Source organism: Sphingobium sp. SG1 (assembly GCF_057063145.1).
The window spans coordinates 634,491-650,216 of the sequence record NZ_JBVVOJ010000001.1; the positions used below are offsets into that span (position 1 = coordinate 634,491).

The following is a 15,726-nucleotide window of genomic DNA, read 5'->3' on the forward strand; positions in this document are numbered from 1 at the left end:
CTCACTTCCCCACGAAGGTGGTGTTCATGGCCTTTTCGCTCGGCCCCTTCATCTTCGAACCGTCGGGCATGACCACGTTGTGGAAGGTCAGCGGAAACCGATTGAAGCTGGTGCCGTAGCTGTTGGTCACGAAGGTGACATAATTGTTGGTTTCGAAGCTCGAACCATCCTTGAAGGTGATGAGCATCGAGCCGGTCAGATAGCCCAGATTCTGGATAGACAGCGGCTTGACCGCTTCGAACAGATCGTCGCCCTTGGCTTCGAGGATCGAGACCAGCTTCTTCAGGTTCTTGGTCACATAGGCATCGCGAATGAGGGTCGCATCATGCAGAGCCTTGGCTTCCATGCGGGCGACTGCATCCTCGCGACGCACATACTGGGCGTCAGTGCGGAAACTGTCGCGTTCGACCAGATTGTGCAGGCGAGCAGCCAGTGCGCCGTCGGTCCGCATGCCGGGGATCGTGGCATATTCCTCCGGCGAATAGGCATTTTTGCTGACACGACCATGGAAAGGCACGCGCTCGATGGTGCCGTCCATGATGCCCTGCTTCTTCGCGAGGAAGCGATCGAGGAGCGCCATGCCGTCGTTGAAAATGCGGGCCTTGAGGCCTTCGAAGCTGTCATTGACGACGCCTTCAAGAATGGCCTTCACCTGCGCGACTGCCGTGCTGGTCGACACCGGCGGAGCATAGCGTTCCTGTTCACGTTCGTCGGCGCTGAGCACGCGGCGCTTCACGGTCTTGCCCTTCAGCGTCTCGATCGCCAGCGCGAGCGGCATGATTTCGTTCAGAAACGCGATGTAGTTGTGCACCACCGGCAGATTGTGCTTGACGGCGAAAGCCGACGCCTTCTTGAGCTTGCCAGCAGCGAGATGCGCGGTGGGGCGACCATTGTAGTAGAAATCGTTCAGGGTGGCGAACGGCTCCGACTTGTAATTGAAATCAGCTTCGTCGCGCATCGATGCCGTCAGCGTCCGCAACTCATTCTGGATGGTAGCGTCGAAGGCCAGTTCGAACATGCGATCCACATCACCCTTGGCCGCGACGAACACCGGGTTGGCGATTTCGCCCGCAGCCAGACCGGCGCTGAGCGCAGAAACCGCTTCCTCAAACTGCTTCATGCGAGTGGGAGCGGCACGACCAGCGTGTGCTTCGATGGCAGAAACGATCTGGGGAAAGTCGGTCGTCAGCATGGTCGTTCACTCCTGTTGCGACCCTTTTACCACTTTTTATGATGTAAGCAAGCAGAAAATGAAGAATGGCGTTACCGCCCTAAATAGGTCGAACATTCGAGGTAACGACGTGGCGATCAGTCTCTGGAACAACGGGCGCAAGGGCGCAAATTACAAATTCATCGATCGACACATCAGCAATTTTATGCGGATGTCCGGGACAGGCGTGCTCCTGCACAAATATCTTGGAGTCGATGACGGCGAGGAACTTGATGTTACGAAGATTCAGGACGTCGTCTTCCTCGAAAATCGTGACCGCAAATACAGCACCGATGTCTATGAAATGCGCGGCACCTATAACATTCAGGATATCGATTTCGATCTGCGCAGCTTCGGCATCTTCCTCGGCAGCGATACGATCTTCATCGAATTCCACCTCAATGATATGATCGCCATGCTGGGGCGCAAAATCATGGCCGGGGACGTCATCGAGCTTCCTCACCTGCGCGACGATACGCTCACTGACCCCGATGCCAAGCCGATCAACCGTTTCTATGTCGTGCAGGACGCAAGCCGATCGGCCGCTGGATACTCCGCCACATGGTTGCCTCATATATGGCGCGTCAAAATGATCCCCATGACCGGAGCACAGGAATATTCCGATATTCTGGACAAGCAGGCCAATGACCCGTTCGGCCTTGGCACGGGCAATCTGCTCCGCGACATCATGTCGACGGAACTGAAGGATCGCGGGATCAATGAAGCGGTTGTGGAGCAGGCGTCCGAGCAGGTGAAGGCGCGATATTTCGAAACCCGCCAGTTCCATTATGTGCCCGGCACGGAAACCAACGCGCCTTGGGTGTTTGCCGGTGACGGCGTGCCTCCCAACGGCGCTGTCCCGGTGGGCAGCGGCACGGTGTTCCCGACAGGTGCAAACGAAGGCGATTATTACCTCCGGACCGATTACAAGCCGGTCACCCTTTTCCAGTATCAGAGCAGCAGGTGGATCATGTCAGAGGTCGATCATCGCACGTCACAGTGGCAGGCAGCAAACAATCTCCTGATGGACTTCATCAATAATACGAACAAGACCAAGCTCGATGACGGTTCGGAAATTGATGAAAAGGTCGCATTGAGTAAAGCCGTGGCCTACAGACCGGAAGCTGACTTCTGAAATATTGAAAATTCCATCCCCTCTTTCCTAACCGAGAGGGGATGGAACAGAGTAATTTCAACGGTGCCCGAAATGATAAGCGCTACCCTATCTTCGAGGGAATGCGCGTCTTTCTTTATCGCAACCTGAACATCAATCACCTCCCTGCCGACAAACGCCATCCTGTCGTATATTCGCTTCGATCGGCCGTCCGCGCCCAGATCGATGGTTTCTCCACTTTAATGCCCGGCCGGGTATTCCATCATAGCCCGCACGTTCACCTGACCGACTGCGTCTTTGATGTTCGGGCTGGTAATGAGACCAGCGGTCATGGTTGGAAGTCAGTTCGCGCGCGCGGCGCGAAAAATGTCCATGCGGGTATCATCGGGACGCTCGTTTCGTGGGACCGTCCCTTTGATCCTCAGGGGGAGCGGATTTCCTATAATCCCTACCAAAATGAACACTTCATCGACGCAGATGGAAAACATATTGAACGCGCCGACGAAGTCTGGTTTACGTCGCGCTCTGACGGTGTCGGACAAAAATCTTACGTGACCTACCTTGGCACGTAGGGCGGGCTCCGATATAGCCGCCGATGAAGTTTGATTTGATCGTTTGATTTTATTTTGAAGTCGGGGGTGGACATACCACCTTTTATGATTTAGTGACGGCTTCAGGATTTGAAGAGGAACATTTGATGGCTCGAACACCCAAGCCGCTCATTGTGGGCGCAACTCCTCCCGCGCCGACCGTCGTGTCGGGCTCGCCCTTCCCCACCCAGTTCGATACCAATTCGCTGACGCAGCCCCCGGCCGCGACCAACGGCATCGTGCCCGCTGCGCCGCAGGGTCGCCAGATCGTGCTGACGGTCGAGGAAATCGAAAAGCGTGGCAGCGGGGCACAGGCCAGCATTGCTGCCGCTTCGAAGACCATCCTGTCCTCGAACAAAACCGGCGATCTCGATGAACTCGGCGACCTGCTGACCAACGCGTCCCTCGTATCGAAGGGCTATGATCCCGACAATGTTTCGAAGGGCTTCTTTGGCTTCTTCAAAAACATGAAGAAGGCGGTCGCAAAGGCGCGGACGCAGTTCGAAACAGCAGAAAAGACCATCGACGGTCTGGTCGCCGAAATGAACCGTCGCATTGCGCTCTATGACGGTCAGGTTCGCACGCTCGATACCATCCGTGCGGCGCTCGAACAGCAACATATCGATCTCGGCCCGGAAATCGAATACATCGAAGAAGGCATCGCATGGATGGAAGCGAATGTTCCGCCTGTCGATCCGACCAATACGCTGTCGGCGCAGAAGGTGCAGGACTGGCATAGCGTTATCGCTGCTGCCCGGACACGCGTTGCGAACCTGCGCAACGCCCGCGCTCTTGCCGAAACGATGGTGGCCCAGACCAGCATCATGAAGACCAACGCGAAGAGCCTGTCGACTACCTTCCTCGAATTTCAGCAGACCACCCTCCCGACGCTGCGCACCACCTTCAGTCTCTGGATCATGAACAAGGAGCAGGAAGCGGGTATCAAGCTCCACCAGACCAATCGCGAGATGGCGAACCAAGCCATGCTCAAGAACGCTGAACTGCTCGGCCGCAATACCACGCTCATCCACACGGAAGCGAACAAGGCGACGTTCGATAACAGCACGGTCACGGCGCAATATGATGCGGTCATCAATTCGCTCAACGAGATCGAACGCATCCGCATCGAAGCCAAGGCGGAGAACGAACGCAATCGCCCTGTGCTCGAAGCCAAGAGCAAGGAACTGGCCGAACGGCTGGCCCGCGCCCCCACCATTTAATCAACGTTCATTTGAAAGGACCATTTCCGATGGCAGCAAATCTGACCCTCGACCTGTCGAAGAAAAAGGAACTCGTGACCGGCCTGATGCTGGATAAGGGTGTCCGCGTGATCCCCAGCCTGCGCGTCGACCTCGCGCTCGACGTTTCCTATTCGATGAAGAGACACATCGAAAACGACAACCTTCAGTTGTCGGTCAATCAGGTGATGGGTGTCGCCGTGACCGTAGATGACGACGGTGACGTCGACGTGCGCAAGTTCGACGATCGCTGTGAATATGTCGGTGTCGCGACCGTCGACAACCACACCAACTTCGTCAAGAAGCACGGCATCCTGCCGCGCGGCAGCACGCGCTATGCGCCAATCGGCTCCTCCGTGATCGACCATCATTTCGGTGGCGCGGAAGTCGTCGAAGTGGAACCGGCCAAGAAGGGCTTCTTCGGCTTCGGCGGCAAGCCCGCCGTGACTAAGGTGGTCGCATCGGGAGGCCCGATCAACACCATGCCGGTCCTGTCGATGATCCTCACCGATGGCGACTGTCAGGACCCCGACCAGATCGACCGCGTGCTGCGCGATGCGCAGAAGTACAATGTCTACTGGCATTTCGTCGGCATCGGCGACGCCGGTTTCCCGACCATCAAGAAGCTGGCCGACAAGTATCCCAACGTCGGCGACGTCTATCTGCGCGATTTCGGCATGTCGGACAAGGAAGTCTACGACCAGATCATCTGCGACGAACTCGTCGACTGGGTGAAGCGGTTCGAGCAGCCCGCGCGCGCCAACGGCTGACAATAATATCGACAACCAGAACCGGGACCGCCTAGCGGTGGTCCCTCCATTTCATAGCTCAATTTGAGGGGCATCAATATGTCTACCACTTCGTCCACGCGTTCGCCGTGGAGTTACTACACGGTTTCGATCGCATCGTTTTTCGTCGCCGTCGCGGCCGGGTTCTTTTTCGGCGGTATTTCCGGCGCTCTGATCGTCGCTGTTCTGGCGGTTCTCGAAACCAGCCTTTCGCTCGACAACGCCGTCGTCAATGCCCGCATTCTCCAGAACTGGGACGCCAAGTGGCGTAACATCTTCCTGACGTGGGGCATCTGGATTGCCGTATTCGGCATGCGCATCGTGTTCCCGATCGCCATCGTGTCGGTCATCGCCGGTCAGGGACCGCTGCATGTCATCGATATGGCGCTCAATCGCCCGGCCGAATATTCGGCTGTTCTGACTGCCGCCCATCCGCAGATCGCCGGTTTCGGTGCCGCGTTCCTGATGATGGTCGGCCTCGGCTTTTTCTTCGAGGAAAAGCACGTCTACTGGCTCGAATGGGCTGAAACCAAGCTGACGCGCTTTGGTCAGATCGAAGGTATCTCGGCCGCCGTCACGATCGCCATCCTGTTCCTGACCCGTGGTCATGTCGAGGCGGCATCGCAGGCCGCATTCTTCGAAGCTGGTCTGTGGGGTATCGTGGCGTTCATCATCGCTCATGGTCTCGGCACGCTGCTTGGCGGTGAAGAAGAGGGCGACGATGCTGCTGGTGCGGTGATCAAGGCCGGTATCGCGGGCTTCCTGTATCTGGAAATTCTCGACGCCAGTTTCTCGTTCGATGGTGTCATCGGTGCGTTCGCTCTGTCCAACTATCTGCCGATCATCGCTCTGGGTCTGGGTGTCGGTGCATTTTTCGTCCGCTCGTTCACCATCCACATGGTCGACGCCGGTGTCATGGGTGAATATCGCTACCTCGAACATGGTGCCTTCTATGCGATCATTTCGCTCGCGGTGATCATGCTGGCATCGGCCTGCGGCCTGCATCTTCCGGAATGGGTTACCGGCCTGCTGGGCGCTGCGATCCTCGCTGTCGCTCTGGGTCACTCCGTCCTCGCTAACAAGCGGGACGCGCTGGCCCCCGCTCCGGCCGAATAATCAAATCCCGGCCCTTCGGGGCCGGGCTCCCCTCCCCAACCACCTATCTGCAACGAAGAAAGGCTATCATCATGGCACTCGATCTCACCAAGGGCGAACGCTTCAACCTGACCAAGGGCAGCGACGGCGACACCGCTTTCTATGTCGGTCTCCAGTGGGACACCCCGAAGGAAGGCAGCGCGACGTGGGACTGCGACAGCGCGGTGTTCCTCTGCGCCCTCGACAGCAACGAAGACCCCAAGCTCGTCGACAAGAACCACGCGATCTATTTCGGTCGCCTCACTGACTCCTACGGCGCGGTTGTGCATTCGGGTGACAACCTGACCGGCGCGGGTGATGGCGATGACGAAGTGATCCGCTTCTACCTCGACAAGCTCCCGGCGAACATCGTCGAACTGCCCATCATCATCACGCTCTACAATGCTGTCAGCAAGGGCCAGAATTTCGGGCAGGTGAAGAAGTGCAAGGTTCGCGTCTGCAAGATGGACGCACAGGGCACGCCGACCGAAGAACTGATGTCGTTCAATCTGTCGGAAGACTATTCGCGCTACACCGCGATGCTGCCGGGCCAGATTTACAAGCGCGACGACGGCGACTGGGCCTTCAACGCCGTCGGTCAGGGTTTCGAGAACGCCGACCTCAACACGGTCGTCGCCGCCTATCTGTAACCACTATGAGGGCCGCCCCGGCGGCCCTCTATTTCTCCGGGGAACAACATGAATTCCAATGATATTCCGTTCAACCTGTCCAAGGGCGAGAAGTTCAACCTCACCAAAGGCAGTGACGGCGACACCAATTTCTACATCGGCCTGCGCTGGGATGAACCCAAGGTAGCTAACGGTGTGACCTTCGACTGCGACGCAAGCGTGTTCGCCTGTGCCTACAATCGGCAGAATAACCCCAAGCTCGTATCGCGTGGTCATTTCGTCTACTTCGACCAGCTTACCAGCAGCGACGGCGCGATCGCCCATTCCGGCGACGATACCACCGGCGGCGAAACCTCGGGTGACGACGACAACGAGCAGATTCGCTTCTACCTCGATCGCCTTCACCCTGACGTCGAGATCATGTCGATCATCGTCACGATCTACAAGGCGATCGGTAAGAAGCAGAATTTCGGGCAGGTCCGCAACGCGATGATCCGCGTATGCAAGATGGACGAAGATGGCATCCCGACCAAGGAACTGTTCCGGTTCAACCTGACCGACGACTATTCCCGCTTCACCGCCATCCAGTTCGGCGATATCTATCGCGACGAAAATGGCGAATGGCAATGGCATAGCCAAGGCGTCGGCTTCGAAAAGACCGAGATCGACGATATCGTCAAGATTTACTACGACCACCAGTGACGGAATACCATGGCGCGCACACCTAAACCTCTGAACATCGGCGGTTCCAATTCGGATAGCGCGCCATCGTCCCCTCCGGTCGCAACCGGGCGCACCCCGCGCCCCTTGCAGATCGAGACACCCCCTGCGCCGGTTTCCCCGTCTCCGTCAAGCGCAGGGGGTGGTAGGACGCCAAAGGGGATCACGGTTCCCACCCCGGCAACCCCGTCCCGTAATGGCCCTCCCCGTGAACTCAATGTCGGTAATCAGCGCAGTGGCGGTAAGGTCGACGGTATGCTGGCTCGCGCTTTTGACATTGACGCCACCATGGAGCGCTTCAAATTTCGGCTGAAGCCTCGGTTCGATGACCTCCTCGCCACCCCTACTGACCAGTATATCAACTGGGGCGAACGCAACCTCGTTGCGCTTCGTGGTGTGACGACCAAGCAGGCTGCTCTGGCGTCAAAGGTGTCGGCGATTGATGCGCCGGGCTGGATCGAGCGGACCGGTGAAGCGGCTAACCGCAAGCCCGGCTTCCTCGATCGTTTCACGCGCCCTGAGCCGCCAGCATATTATCAGGCAAAGGTTCAGCAGGTCCGTGACGAACTCAACCGGATGATCCCCGAGTTGAGCGCGCTCCACGCCGAAATCGCGCCCGATGCGGAAGACCTTCGTATGGACATCATGGCCTTGCAGGTTGTGGTCGAGACCATGGAAAACGTCTCTCACGCCAATATGGCGAGCAATCGTGTCACCACCCTTGTGGCGGGGCAGCAGACGGTCGTCATGGCCATGCTCGCGATCGAGCAGCTTCAGACCGTCTGTGCCAATTATATCCAGACGATCGACCAGCTATTGACCATCACGATCCCTAACTGGCAGATCGCCGAACAAGCACGCTGATCAGCGCAGAGCGCGCTTCATCAGACAAACCATTAGTTCCACCGTCAGCGGGATTATGATAAATATGGGATGCTTGATTACATCCCTTACACATATCTCATTGGTTGGTCGTCGTATAATAAATGGTATTATGGCGTGGAATATGGCTCGTCGTCAAAGACGGCCAATCCCGCCAATCTTTGGGTTAGCTACTTTACCTCTTCCAAAAACGTAGAACGGTTCCGATTGGAGTTTGGTGAACCCGATATCATCCAGATTCGTAGAACATTTCTAGATCGTCATGACGCCGTCGAATGGGAGCATGGTGTCCTTCGACGAATGAACGTTCTCGAAGATGAGCGTTGGTTAAATGCTGGAATTGCCGGTAAAAATTTTGCCGTCAATTCGGGCGATAAGCATCATATGTTTGGAAAGAAACGACCAGAGCACTCGGAAGCCATGAGTGGAGATAAGAACCCATTCTACGGACGAAAATTTTTAGGAGAAGATAATCATTTTTTCGGGAGGACGCACTCTTCCGAAACACGCGAAAAAATTAGCATTTCTCAGGCCCGCCCATGGGCAGAAAAAATGGGCGAAGTTGTGGCTAATAAGCAGAGGATCGAGCATTCAAAACGGATGTCAGAAAATAATCCGTTTAAAGGCAAAACTCATTCGAACGAAGCGCTCGAAAAGATGCGTGGACGGGTGGTTACTGAAACCACCCGTCAAAAACTTCGAACCAATGCACTTTCTGTTGAGCACATTTCGTGCCCATACTGTGAAAAAACCACCGATATTAGAAACGCTAAACGATGGCATTTCGAAAAGTGCAAATTCAGCCCTTGAGCGCTTTTTTCATAGCGACATAATATTCTTTGCGTTCACTTAGGCCATTATCGCCTCCGTTAATTCGGCGAGAGATATTGGTTATCTGATCGCCATCGGCGAGTGCGTTGAGCTTGTTCACTTCCCAGAACCAGCCAGCGCCCATGAATCCGCCTTCCGGCGTAGACAGGTAGGCGATGGCTTCATCAAGTGTGATGCCGAGGCTCTTGGCGAATGCCGCCACATTGTTCTTGCCGGTGATCTGGAGCCAACCTTTACCACGGAAGCGCCAGCCATCGCCGGAGGCCTCGTCACCGTTCCCCATGCGGTTGGCGTAGACGCGATTTGCGATCGCCTCGGGCTTGCGCGCATATTTGTCCGCAAGAGCCTGCGTGGGGAAGTATTTCTTAAACACCTTGAGCAAACCGCTCGCGCTGTAGTTGAGGTTTTCGCTGCTGGCGCTGAACTGAGCGCTCTCATGCGCCGTCTGCGCGACGAATGCAGCCAAGCGGTTCACAGTATTGAGTTCATACTTCTTCACCGCTGGAGCGATCGCCTTTACGACCATCTCACGGCGCTCCTTCGGCATCTTGGGAAATGCCTTCGCCAGAATGGCGTCTGTCAAAATCATCTGAATAATCCTCCCGAATATCCTTCGGGATTACTTATTCAGGCTGCCATTATTCGCCTGTCAGCCGGTCTCGATAAATAGCAGATGCAGACCTACGACTTCTTCGCCGACAATCAGATGAAGCGCTTCCTCGCGCAGATCGTGAAGGCTTTTTCCGGTTTCCAGTATCGCACCGGCCGCACGATCAACGGCAAACCCGAGACACTGATTGCGCCGTGCAAAATGGCGTCACAAAATCGAATGGTCGCCCACCTGATCCGGAATGGAAGTGAAAACACGATACAGACCGTCCCCATGATCACGGTTGCGCAGACCGGGTTGGCCAAGAATGCGTCTCAGGCCAATGGTTCCATCCATGTCAGTTCGCTTCATGTTGCGGAACGCGCAGTCGATGCCGATGGGAAATACACAGGTGAGCGCGGCCAGACCTATACGATCGAGCGCATGATCCCCCGCCCTTTCACCATGACGGTGCAGGTCGACATCTGGACGTCCAACCTTGAGCAGAAGCATCAGTTGCTTGAGCAAATTCTGGTGGTGACGTCGACGCCGTTCGACATTCAGAATTCTGATCATGCCGTCGACTGGGCAGCCCTCACCATGATGGTGATGACGGACATCGCGTGGAGTTCGCGCTCGGTCAATATCGGGAGTGACGATGACATCGACGTCGCCACACTGACGTTTGAAATGCCCTTCTGGCTCAACCCACCGGCGAAGGTAACTCGCCAGACGCTGATCCATCAGGTCAACACCACGGTCAGTATGGGCGACGATAGCGGTTTTGGTGGTGGTGATTACCTCCGCGAGGTCGTGACCTACAATGACCACCGCGTTGCAATCCAGCGAGGCGTCATCACGCTCCTGAGCAACAAAGGCAACGAGACCACTCCCGACGGGGCTGTATATCCATGGGTTGATTATTTCGCCGCCCATAACGAAAAACTGAAGCCTGCGATTACGCAACTGCGACTTCGTAAAGACCTCTCCGATGACAAGCACGACATCATCGGCGTTCTCCAACAGGGTGACAGTCCGAACAAGCTGATCTGGCAGATCGATCCGGAAACCCTGCCGTCAAATACGATCGACCCTATAAACGGCATCGTAAAGCCCCTTTCGACGTCGCCGGGTAATGGCCTTCCCGATGCAGCAAATGGACAGCGCTATCTCGTCTATGAGGACATAGGTTCGACCGCAGCATGGGGGGCACTCAACGCCAAAAGCAATGACATCATCCAGTTCAACAATGGATCATGGTCGGTCGTATTCGAGGCCGCCCGATCGACGGGCGCTTATGTGCTCAATCAGTCATCTGGAACTCAACTTCGCTGGACCGGTTCACAGTGGGAGAAATCGATCGATGGCGAGTATGGACCCGGTCATTGGAGACTCTTCATCTGATTCTATTGGGGGCGTTTCGATTCGTCGGGAACGAAATTTCTTGTGGCGGATTATGCATTCCGACGGCAAAAACACCGTCGGGACGAACACGTAATCACCAATTAACAGAAAGTTACCATCGCCGAAATATCCAGAAAATATGGGCGTTTATCGCCCTCGGCGCGATCTCATCTTTGGCCACCGTCGGTGTTGTTCGACTAAATCAAAGATAAGGAATTGACGGATCAATAAAACTTTCTATGCTCGACGACATCACTTCACATCCACACAGGAGAATGGGTCGATGGAAACTCCCGAAACGAACACTGAACTGCCCGCAACGTCCTCGCATTCGAAGGATGACATCCTTCGCGATGCGGTCGCACTGACGACGGCAGCGTTGTCGGGTGGTATGCCCTACAATCTCGCGACCGGCTTCATGACCGACATGAGTCAGCACCTTGCTGGTATGTTCGGTGTCGACATGCCGACCGCTGCTCCGGCCGCCGCTCCGGTTTCCGAAGTGGTCGAAGCACCGGTGAAGCAGGACCCGGCGGTTCCGATCCGCAAGTCGGTCACAGCAGATTACATCATCTGTCTCGAAGACGGTAAGAAGCTGAAGATGCTGAAGCGTCACCTGATGACCCACTACAACATGACCCCCGCCGAATATCGGGCCAAGTGGGGTCTGGCGAAGGACTATCCGATGGTCGCGCCCAGCTATGCGCAGTCCCGCGCCGACCTCGCCAAGAAGATCGGCCTCGGTCAGAACCGCCGAAACGCTGCCGCCGCCAAGACCGAAGCAGCCCCGCCTGCCGCCAGCACCGAAGAGGCTCCCAAGCCGCGTGGTGGACGCAAGGCGAAGGTTGCCGAACCGGCCTGATCGACCAACCGCTGATCATAAGACCCCCGGAGAAATCCGGGGGTTTTTTATTGGACGCCTGCCCGGCAGGGCAGTATATAGCCCGCATGGAAATTGATAGAGAAGTGAAGCAGGTCATTGTCCTGCGGCACGATTTGAAAATGCGATATGGCAAAGGTGCCGTTCAGGCCTGTCATGGATCGAATTATTTCTTCACGAGCCGACTGGAAAGTCTGTCGTTCTGGGAACGACTTCGTGTGGCGATTTGCGGTTGGAAAGCCGCCTTCAGCAAGGCCGAGGTCCGTTGGATCATGGGCGGAAGCAAGAAGGTCGGCGTTCGCGTGGAGAGCCTTGCGGAACTGGAAGACATCATCGGAGAGGCTAGTGCTCTCAAGCTGCCGGTCTTCCCTGTGACCGATGCTGGTCTCACTGAGTTTGGTGGCGAACCCACCCTCACCTGCTGCGTCATCGGCCCGGCCGACAGCGCGCGCATCGATCTCGTCACCAAGGCTCTCAAGCTGCTATGAAACACGAGCATCCCGAAGAACCGCGCGACTATGTTCCGGGACAGACGCAGCGCATCCATCCGCTATTTTCGGCCGCAATTCAGACCGATGACAACACGCTAACGGCTGAACTCATCGACGGCGTATGGACCGTCACGCCGCCATCTGAATAAGCTCGCGGGTCATATTGGCCCGCGCCTTATCCCGCATCGCCGTCGGGGAGCCCGTAATCAGTTCTGACAGATCAGCCAGCAGGTCATCCTGCCCGATAAAATGCTTCAGTATCTTCGGGCGACCCTCGGGACCAAACCGGATTTCAGCCGGAACCCAGTCGTATTCGGTCATCACACCTCTGACATACCAGCAATAACGCCCCCATGAGGCCGCCAGAATAGCAAGGTCGAGACCGACCAGCAGTCTAGTGGCGTAATCGAGGCCAGCGATATCGACGTGCAGAGTGGCCATGATCATGGCGTGAAGGCGATCGCCTTCTTCCGCCGTAAGATCGAGCATCTCCAATGCGGCATTTGCGCTCTGGAGTTCATTGTCTTTTTTCCTCGTATCGTAGATATAATCATGAAACCAAATCGCCAGTTCGACGATTTTGGCATCCGACGCGTCCAACCGGGGAAGAACAAATCGCTCGAACAACCTCAACATATAGCCGATGTGACCCAACCCATGATAGGGGCGGTCCGCCGCAGTCAGTGCTGACATAAGGGCATCGAACTGCTTATCCGAAAACCCAAGACGTTTGCGCGATCGCATGATTATATTCATGCCTGAGCATAACACAAATTCTACCCTTTGAGATAATAAAATGTCCGATCGATACCTGACGCCTGAAGATTTGGACAAACTCGGATACACGCCCAAACTGGTCCACAAGGGTATGGTTTATTCGTTCATCGAGCCGGTGAACAATAATGTGATTGGCTACGGGAGCGTAGCTTATCAGGCAGCAACCTTGCTTCTCCTCATGGACGATGAGCGGTTGCAACCTCTGGACTTCAGCATTCGGGATTTGCGTCTGTAAAGCTGTCTCAAAGCAGCGTCGCCGCGCCTAAATAAAGGCGGATCGGGATAGTCCCCTCCGCATTTTATTGGTGCCACTTGATGTTCCTGAATGAGTTGTTCGCAGATTCAACCGCGCTAAAGACGCTCTACGTCAGCCGCAAGGTTGTAAACTTCCCCGAACTGCTCAACTGGGCCTATCGCAGCGGGTTCAAAACCACCCTCGCCCCCACCGACTATCACGTCACCATCTGCTATTCGAAAACGAAGTTCGATTGGGCATCAACACAGCCCGATCTGGAAAATTTGGTCATCTCGGGTGGCCATCGATCGATGCAGAATTTCCAAGGTGGTGCATGCGTCCTAAAGATCGAGAGCGCCGATCTGGGCGATCGTTGGCAGCAATTTCTCGATCTGGGTGCGACCAACAAATTCTCCGAATACAAACCCCATATCACCATCACCTATGGAGATATCCCCCGTGGCGTGAAGCCGTTCGAGGGGGATATCATCCTTGGTCCGGAAATATGGAAGCCCGTGGACGACAACTGGAAGGGCGAGATGGTAGAGCGGATCACCGGGGCATAACGGCTTCGAAATAACGATCCATCACCAGTCCGGGATCGGCCGCATACCAACCCGACGAATGAAGTGGATTGAACTCCACGACATACCACCCCTTGAGCGTCAGACACACGTCCATCACGCAATGGTGCATCGGCATGAAGTGCGATGCGATCGTCTGGGCATATTCTACAGCCTCAACCACATATTCGTGATCTGCTGTGCGCCGGTGCTCTCCATTGCAACGATACATGCTCTGCGCGACTGCCTTGCGATCAATCCACCAGATGCGAATTTCAGCCAAAATATCCTTTGGCTTTGCGACCCATATTTTCCGATCAAGTGAGTTGGTGCGAGTAATCACCTCAGGAGGCCGGTAAAGACCTCCTGTGAGCCATTTGTCCATCTCAAGGGGGCGGACGTGCATTTGGATGTCATAGAGCGCTGAGAACTGCTCTACGGTCAATTCTTGGCCGTCATGGTTCAGCATGTAATGACCAAGCTCGCGGTCCCATCGCGACGCCAACATGCGATCCTCCTCCCAAAATATCCATTGGGGAAACCGCTCCTTGCAGAAGCGGATGAAACCGACCGAACCATAAATGAGAACAGGCCGCTCCCCAACGTCAGGAAACGCAATATCGATACCGGAGTGGAATGAGACGTCGAACACCTCGATCCCCCGCGCACGCGCCGCGATCGCCAGAGGACCAGTGAGGTGCTCGACATAGTTGTTCTGGACGATCAGCAGCGGTGACATGGCGAGATCAGGCCGCGATCGCGTCAGGCATGATGAAGGAGTTCACGTCGGCACGATCCTCCCACCGCAGGATCAGAAGTTCGCGAACCTGCATGAGCACTTCTCCCAGCCAGTTGGTTCCGCGCCAATTCTGCGGATCATCAATGGCAAGGTCGTCCCACGACAGGCCGACGCCCCAGATACTGTCCAGCGGGGAACCCTCGACGAGGATACGTCCTTCGGTTTCGAGGAGCTTGTAGGTCAGATCGGTGTTCTGCGTGAACTTGGCCCACAGCGCGCGAAACATGATGCGCCGTGCATGAAAATCCCAAAGCTTCGGATCGAACCCGGTGACGCGCCGACCCAACGCCTTCTGCTCCTTGGGAGAGGACGACGCCATGATCTGCTCAAGGATGCTCGGGTTGTAGATACCGCGTTCGTCATAGAAGCCGAACACGTTTCCGAACAACATGGCTTTGCTGGCCATGAGATATTGCTCGCTGCTGTTGAAGTCTACGAGTGGACCGCCTTCCCAGAGGGCCGCGCGGAACAGCGGAGTGGAATGGCGTATGTCAGCAGGAATCTGATAGAAATTGCTGAGGTAGCTACCCCAGAAGAAAACATGGGTATCGGTCTGTCGAATGGAAACCATCTCAAATAAGGCTTTCTTAAGTTCGCCTCATTCGTAACGCGGACACTATCCCCAAAGCTATTTCAATCTGCGATTACCACTCCACAATTTTTAGCAGCGGCCCACACCGATTTTTCGTCTAATGTCCCCCACTCGACCAACAACTGTGCGAACACTTTGGCGTAGCCGGGACCGTGCCCCGCGCAATCTGGCGACACAAACGCATAACCGTCTTCGGAGATCGTGAGCGCGTGCGCCACTTCATGCAACACCAACCCCACGCTGCGGGCGTCTCGCGGAAG

The 15,726-nt window shown here is 55.8% G+C and carries 20 protein-coding genes; 15 read left to right on the forward strand and 5 right to left on the reverse strand.

From position 1 onward, the window contains the following. Window position 1: 1 nt before the first annotated feature. A complete protein-coding gene (locus AC0KVN_RS04160) occupies window positions 2-1,192 on the reverse strand; it encodes a hypothetical protein (protein ID WP_483655873.1) in 1,191 nt (396 codons plus the stop codon). Between AC0KVN_RS04160 and AC0KVN_RS04165 the strand changes: the two genes are divergently transcribed. The 9 genes from AC0KVN_RS04165 (at window position 1,155) to AC0KVN_RS04205 (ending at window position 9,115) form a co-directional block, all read left to right on the forward strand. Beyond that, window positions 1,155-2,345: a hypothetical protein gene (locus AC0KVN_RS04165; protein WP_483655874.1), complete on the forward strand. Its 1,191-nt coding sequence runs from the start codon at window positions 1,155-1,157 to the stop codon at window positions 2,343-2,345. The genes AC0KVN_RS04160 and AC0KVN_RS04165 overlap by 38 nt on opposite strands. A 41-nt stretch (window positions 2,346-2,386) precedes the next feature. After that, window positions 2,387-2,896, forward strand: a complete 510-nt coding sequence (locus tag AC0KVN_RS04170; RefSeq protein ID WP_483655875.1) for a hypothetical protein — start codon at window positions 2,387-2,389, stop codon at window positions 2,894-2,896. Window positions 2,897-3,021: 125 nt separating this feature from the next. Next, window positions 3,022-4,134, forward strand: coding sequence for a toxic anion resistance protein (locus tag AC0KVN_RS04175; RefSeq protein WP_483655876.1), 1,113 nt, complete (start codon window positions 3,022-3,024; stop codon window positions 4,132-4,134). Between the two features lie 29 nt (window positions 4,135-4,163). Next, window positions 4,164-4,922, forward strand: a complete 759-nt coding sequence (locus tag AC0KVN_RS04180) for a VWA domain-containing protein (protein ID WP_483655877.1) — start codon at window positions 4,164-4,166, stop codon at window positions 4,920-4,922. 78 nt (window positions 4,923-5,000) lie between these two features. After that, window positions 5,001-6,056: a DUF475 domain-containing protein gene (locus tag AC0KVN_RS04185; protein WP_483655878.1), complete on the forward strand. Its 1,056-nt coding sequence runs from the start codon at window positions 5,001-5,003 to the stop codon at window positions 6,054-6,056. A gap of 71 nt (window positions 6,057-6,127) precedes the next feature. Then, complete coding sequence (locus AC0KVN_RS04190; protein WP_483655879.1) at window positions 6,128-6,724, forward strand: TerD family protein; 597 nt, start codon at window positions 6,128-6,130, stop codon at window positions 6,722-6,724. A 48-nt stretch (window positions 6,725-6,772) separates the two neighbouring features. Beyond that, window positions 6,773-7,405: a TerD family protein gene (locus tag AC0KVN_RS04195; protein WP_483655880.1), complete on the forward strand. Its 633-nt coding sequence runs from the start codon at window positions 6,773-6,775 to the stop codon at window positions 7,403-7,405. Between the two features lie 306 nt (window positions 7,406-7,711). Continuing rightward, window positions 7,712-8,287, forward strand: a complete 576-nt coding sequence (locus tag AC0KVN_RS04200; protein ID WP_483655881.1) for a hypothetical protein — start codon at window positions 7,712-7,714, stop codon at window positions 8,285-8,287. Between the two features lie 69 nt (window positions 8,288-8,356). Further along, on the forward strand, window positions 8,357-9,115 hold the full coding sequence (locus AC0KVN_RS04205; RefSeq protein ID WP_483655882.1) for an NUMOD3 domain-containing DNA-binding protein: 759 nt from the start codon (window positions 8,357-8,359) through the stop codon (window positions 9,113-9,115). On the opposite strand, the gene AC0KVN_RS04210 is transcribed toward AC0KVN_RS04205, so the two are convergent. Continuing rightward, the gene (locus AC0KVN_RS04210; protein ID WP_483655883.1) at window positions 9,105-9,725 is read right to left on the reverse strand and encodes a glycoside hydrolase family 19 protein; all 621 of its coding nucleotides are present in this window, start codon (window positions 9,723-9,725) and stop codon (window positions 9,105-9,107) included. The genes AC0KVN_RS04205 and AC0KVN_RS04210 overlap by 11 nt on opposite strands. Window positions 9,726-9,809: 84 nt before the next feature. On the opposite strand from AC0KVN_RS04210, the gene AC0KVN_RS04215 reads away from it, so the two are divergent. From AC0KVN_RS04215 to AC0KVN_RS04230, 4 genes are all read left to right on the forward strand, one after another. Then, on the forward strand, window positions 9,810-11,129 hold the full coding sequence (locus tag AC0KVN_RS04215) for a tail sheath stabilizer and completion protein (protein WP_483655884.1): 1,320 nt from the start codon (window positions 9,810-9,812) through the stop codon (window positions 11,127-11,129). Between the two features lie 391 nt (window positions 11,130-11,520). Further along, complete coding sequence (locus tag AC0KVN_RS04220) at window positions 11,521-11,991, forward strand: Ros/MucR family transcriptional regulator (protein WP_483655972.1); 471 nt, start codon at window positions 11,521-11,523, stop codon at window positions 11,989-11,991. Window positions 11,992-12,077: 86 nt separating this feature from the next. Continuing rightward, window positions 12,078-12,497 (forward strand): peptidyl-tRNA hydrolase, encoded by a 420-nt coding sequence (locus AC0KVN_RS04225; protein ID WP_483655885.1) that lies wholly within the window; start codon window positions 12,078-12,080, stop codon window positions 12,495-12,497. Continuing rightward, entirely contained in the window at window positions 12,494-12,649 is a 156-nt protein-coding gene (locus AC0KVN_RS04230) for a hypothetical protein (protein ID WP_483655886.1), read from the forward strand. Before AC0KVN_RS04225 ends, AC0KVN_RS04230 begins: the two co-directional genes overlap by 4 nt. Here AC0KVN_RS04230 and AC0KVN_RS04235 read toward each other — a convergent pair. Next, window positions 12,630-13,244: an HD domain-containing protein gene (locus AC0KVN_RS04235; RefSeq protein WP_483655887.1), complete on the reverse strand. Its 615-nt coding sequence runs from the start codon at window positions 13,242-13,244 to the stop codon at window positions 12,630-12,632. The genes AC0KVN_RS04230 and AC0KVN_RS04235 overlap by 20 nt on opposite strands. A gap of 52 nt (window positions 13,245-13,296) precedes the next feature. Between AC0KVN_RS04235 and AC0KVN_RS04240 the strand changes: the two genes are divergently transcribed. Beyond that, the gene (locus tag AC0KVN_RS04240) at window positions 13,297-13,512 is read left to right on the forward strand and encodes a hypothetical protein (RefSeq protein WP_483655888.1); all 216 of its coding nucleotides are present in this window, start codon (window positions 13,297-13,299) and stop codon (window positions 13,510-13,512) included. Window positions 13,513-13,592: 80 nt separating this feature from the next. Then, entirely contained in the window at window positions 13,593-14,078 is a 486-nt protein-coding gene (locus AC0KVN_RS04245) for a hypothetical protein (RefSeq protein WP_483655889.1), read from the forward strand. Here the strand turns inward: AC0KVN_RS04245 and AC0KVN_RS04250 are convergent. Continuing rightward, complete coding sequence (locus tag AC0KVN_RS04250; RefSeq protein ID WP_483655890.1) at window positions 14,065-14,814, reverse strand: ATP-grasp domain-containing protein; 750 nt, start codon at window positions 14,812-14,814, stop codon at window positions 14,065-14,067. The genes AC0KVN_RS04245 and AC0KVN_RS04250 overlap by 14 nt on opposite strands. Window positions 14,815-14,821: 7 nt before the next feature. Continuing rightward, complete coding sequence (locus AC0KVN_RS04255) at window positions 14,822-15,445, reverse strand: NADAR family protein (protein WP_483655891.1); 624 nt, start codon at window positions 15,443-15,445, stop codon at window positions 14,822-14,824. Window positions 15,446-15,726 lie beyond the last annotated feature (281 nt).